Annotated in this window: 7 protein-coding genes; 6 read left to right on the top strand and 1 reads right to left on the bottom strand. The window is 35.9% G+C overall.

The window, feature by feature from the left end; all coding sequences use genetic code 11:
- From RW092_RS01415 to RW092_RS01390, 6 genes are all read left to right on the top strand, one after another.
- Positions 1-1,311 (top strand): hypothetical protein (locus RW092_RS01415; protein ID WP_316009318.1); only part of this gene is annotated, 1,311 nt, incomplete at its 5' end.
- Between the two features lie 18 nt (positions 1,312-1,329).
- The gene (locus tag RW092_RS01410) at positions 1,330-1,776 is read left to right on the top strand and encodes a hypothetical protein (RefSeq protein ID WP_316002587.1); all 447 of its coding nucleotides are present in this window, start codon (positions 1,330-1,332) and stop codon (positions 1,774-1,776) included.
- Between the two features lies 1 nt (position 1,777).
- Positions 1,778-1,906, top strand: coding sequence for an XkdX family protein (locus tag RW092_RS01405; RefSeq protein WP_047927170.1), 129 nt, complete (start codon positions 1,778-1,780; stop codon positions 1,904-1,906).
- Between the two features lie 30 nt (positions 1,907-1,936).
- Positions 1,937-2,320: a hypothetical protein gene (locus RW092_RS01400; protein ID WP_316009317.1), complete on the top strand. Its 384-nt coding sequence runs from the start codon at positions 1,937-1,939 to the stop codon at positions 2,318-2,320.
- Positions 2,301-2,585, top strand: a complete 285-nt coding sequence (locus tag RW092_RS01395) for a phage holin (protein ID WP_316002586.1) — start codon at positions 2,301-2,303, stop codon at positions 2,583-2,585. The genes RW092_RS01400 and RW092_RS01395 overlap by 20 nt, the downstream gene beginning before the upstream one ends.
- Complete coding sequence (locus tag RW092_RS01390) at positions 2,582-3,613, top strand: GH25 family lysozyme (protein ID WP_316002585.1); 1,032 nt, start codon at positions 2,582-2,584, stop codon at positions 3,611-3,613. The genes RW092_RS01395 and RW092_RS01390 overlap by 4 nt, the downstream gene beginning before the upstream one ends.
- Before the next feature lie 369 nt (positions 3,614-3,982).
- On the opposite strand, the gene RW092_RS01385 is transcribed toward RW092_RS01390, so the two are convergent.
- Positions 3,983-4,270, bottom strand: a 288-nt coding sequence (locus tag RW092_RS01385; RefSeq protein WP_316009316.1) for a tyrosine-type recombinase/integrase, incomplete at its 5' end; no start/stop codon positions are given.

Raw genomic sequence — 4,270 nt, 5'->3', positions numbered from 1 at the left:
GTGTACACTACTACACCTAAACCCGATAGTGTTAGACCAGTAGTATTGTATCCTACTGCTGATAGTAATGATAAATTCGTACGTACTAGCAAAACATTTACCGTACCAGCTGATTTAACGGATGGCAACTTTGCACCATATTTACAGTGGTATTTCCCTGAAGATACAGTGGGCAAGTATTGCATTGGTTACGATATTAAATTAGAAAAAGTGGACTCTGCTACATCAAAAAATACACCCTATCAGCCAAATTTGTTCGATGCTCCGTATTGCTTGAGTAAGGTAGCTTTAGAAGAGAATATTGCTGATCCAGCAAAAGTGTTTCCTATTAAAACTAGCAACAATCAAATATATCTCGGAACTATGATTGAACCATTTGTCGTAGGTCAAACATATACCCTTACAATGAAAGCTAGTAAACCAGCTAGTCAAGCGTTTAGAGTATATGATCACGGAATGATTAAATACGGTGACATGATACCTGTGGAAGGTTTAACTGATGTCTGGCAATTAACATTCACAGTCTCAGAAATTTATGAACCATATCCATCAAATCTGACAATTTATCAACAACCCAAAGAAACCGTTGGCGCATGTCAAATTGACTGGCTCAAGATTGAAAAAGGCGACACCCGAACCCCTAATATCAGTCAATTTAAATACTTCGGTGAAGGATTGAAAGACAGCAACAATCCGAACGACTACAGCTGGGATGTCACACCTGAATATACTGAAAAAGGCTTGAATGATTCTGTGAGCTTAACTGAGCCACAATCTGTAGATGGAACTAAGAACTTTTTAGAAACGCCCATGGTAAACCAAATACCAGTATTGGTTGATAACGCACTTCCGTTTGAAGCCTGGTATGGAACTGGTAAAGAGTTAACGAAGATACCACACAAAGCAAGATTAGTTATCGGAGATGAAGTTACAACTATTGGTAAACAACAAAACAGAGCAATGAAAGAATCGCCATTAGTATGGAATTCAGGGAGATGGGAAGCTGAAGTAGTCCGAGATTGTACGCTATTGATTGAAGGATTGGCTAGATTGCAATTTGGGGGATCAAGTAGTGGGAAATATGCATATCTAGTTTTTTATAGAGATGATGAGGAAACAAACCAAATTGGATATGCTGGTGGAACAGGCGATTCAACTAATGTTCTTCAATGGAAACATGGGATTCATTTCTCTCGAATCTTTGAAGCCAAAGCTGGTTCTATGTTTAGTATTGTGTATGAGGGAGAGGAATCAAAGACAGTAGATTTTGCACAGATAAATACGCTACACATTATGGAAATAGAATCTTAGATTAAAGGAGTGAAATAAATGAAAGATATTTGGAAGTATGGCAAGCCTGGTGGGGAATATGCCGGAAAAGTGGTAGATGATATGGTTATGACTGTCCCGTTTACTGATGTCCCACCATTAGAAGGAATTCGTTCAGATGGGGAGTCGTTAACAATTAATGATCAATTATTTGATCCGCAAGAAAACCGATGGATTGTTTTGACGAATGTATTGGATCACAATAAGCTAAATAATCTTGAAGCAGTGTACGAGGCTCTGGAACACGAGAATGGTAATCTAAAACAGCTCAATGCCAAACTCATGCTAAATGATGTAGCAATTAAACAGGAAAATACTACATTGAAAGAAAAAGCTGACAATTTAGCACAAATCAATTCAAAGACAATGCTTGCTTCACTTCAAAACAGCAAGGATATTGCAGAAATTAAAGAGCAATTAAATCCAGAATCAGAAGGAGGCGAGTAGTATGTTCAGTTTTAGCGATGTGAAAATGATGTTTGACTGGGGCTGTTTTACAGAAGAACAGGTTCGACAGTTCGTTCCGTTATGTATCACAGATGAAGAAGCGGATGAGATTATTAATAGTGAAGAATAGAAGCGTACTCAAACGAGTGCGCTTTTTATTGTGGATGGAAGTGAGGTCAGTAATTTGCATATTGAGCAACAGCACTTAGCAATGGTAGTTACTGCTTTAATTACAGCAGTTGGAACATTTTTAGCAACTAAGTCAACTAACAAAGTGACTTTAGAAAATGAAAACATTAAGAACGCTACTTCATTGTATGAGCAATATAAAGAATTAAATCAGCAACTACAGCAAAAAGTAGACAAACTCGAAGGAAAAGTCGAAAAGCTCCAAGAAAAGTATGAAAAAGAAATCAATTTCTACAAGTTGGAAATTGAGAAATTAGAAGGGCAAAACGAACTTTTACAGCGGGAAAATGAGGTATTGAAACTAGAAAATATTAAATTGAAAGAAGGGGTCTCGAATGATCAATTGGAAAACTAGATTTAAAAATCCGCAGTTTTGGGTGCCATTTATTTTGTTTTTGTTTAGTACTATCGGATCCGTTGCGCATGTGACGGAAGCTGATGTTACAACATGGAATGGTGTTGTGCAAATTGTGAAAAATATCGTGATGAATCCTGCACAATTATTTGCGTTGGTATTTGCCTTATATGGCTATATTGTCGATCCAACAACAAAAGGATTTTCAGATAGTCAGCAAGCTTTAAGTTATAAAAAACCAAAAGATTGGAGAGAAAAACAATGACATTGAATGTAGTAGATTTATCAAATAATAATGGATCAAAAAATATCGTAGATTATCCTGCTGATGCTTATATGTTTAAAGCAACTGAAGGAACGGGGTTTGTTGATTGTTACTGTGATCCTTTTGTGCAACAAGCAGTTAATGCCGGTAAACCTTTTGGAGTTTATCATTTTATTAACGGAGAAGATTGGAAAGCTCAAACTGATTTCTTTTTAAATAATGTCCAAGGATATATTGGGAAAGGCATTTTAGTACTTGATTATGAGATGTATGGACGACAAGGAACAGGAGTACTTAAACAGATGCTCGATCGTATTCAACAGAAGACGGGTATCAAGGCATTAGTTTATACTTCTGCATCAGTATTATTTGAAGAAGATTTTTCAGAAATTGTTCAAGCTGATTATGGTCTGTGGGTAGCAGCTTATCAATCAGAATTCCCTGCTATTAAACACTGGTCTAATGCAGTTATGTGGCAATATACTTCAACTCCTTATGATAAAAATTACTTCTATGGTGATGCTAATGCTTGGAATGCTTATGCGAATGCGGGAAAAGGAAAGGACAACGATTCGGCTGATAGTAGTTCTGAAATCCCTACACCAAGTAAACATGATAATATCATCGCTAAATCGCCAGTTAAAAAGAATGGTAATTATTTAGCTAAACTAGAAGTATTTAACGAGTTTAGTTTAGGTGTATTTCGTGGCGCTGGTTGGTTGGTTCCTCAAAATGGGGCACAACCTTTTAATCATGGTTATATATTCTTTATGGATGCCGAAAACCCTAAGTTAGAATTGGGGCGTTGTGAATCAAAACGTTTGGTGCGTGAAGACGTAAATAAAGCTTATAAAATTCCAGAAGGTATGCCTTTAGGATTAGATGGAACAATGGACATTAAGAAATTTGCTGGTAGAAAATGTTTTATCAAATTACGCCGAACCAATGATTTAAAAGGCGATGTAATTGATGGTCAAACTATTGATATAGATTTTCCAGAATATGTATTGACGATTCCTAAGCGATAACTATGATTTTTTGCGATTAAGAACTTTATTAGCAATCAGCAGAGTAACTGTTAAAAGTAAGATAAAGATTATATCTCCCACATTTATCCCACCGAGGATATATAAAACCACATAAAAATTTGAGATGATACGAAGTAGTGTGAAAAAACAATAGAACATGAAGCAATTGCAAAGACTTCTATATGAAGCAATTTAAAACTTATTGAAAATGTATGTAATACTTTTAGAATACAAGACTATAAGAAGCCTTCATGGCCGTTCTGAAAATGGATGAGGATGAACCGAAGAAGTAGCAAGGGTTTTTCTCTATTCATTAAAACCCTTGCGCTGACTTTTCCCACATTTTTCCCACGTTAAAATGGGAGATGATTAAAAGACATTATCACGTAACATCTTTTCAAAGATGTCGATAGTGTCTTTTTTCATTTTTTTAGTTACATGTGCGTAAGTATCCATAGTAGTAGCTAATCTAGAATGCCCTAATCTTGCTTGTATTTCTTTAGGTTTTGCTCCTTGTTCTAAAAGCATGGTAGCATGTGTATGGCGAAATGAGTGGAAATTAAAATTCACTTTTGTTTGTTTGCGTAATTTTGCAGTATACCACTTGATTGAATTGGGAGTAACTGGTTGACCATTTTCTTTTACACACACAAAGTC

The organism is Paenibacillus sp. 3LSP (genome assembly GCF_032465655.1).
Classification (GTDB): Bacteria; Bacillota; Bacilli; order Paenibacillales; family Paenibacillaceae; genus Fontibacillus; species Fontibacillus barengoltzii.
The sequence above is the reverse complement of the archived record's forward strand: the minus strand, read 5'-3'. Positions and strand labels throughout refer to the sequence as shown.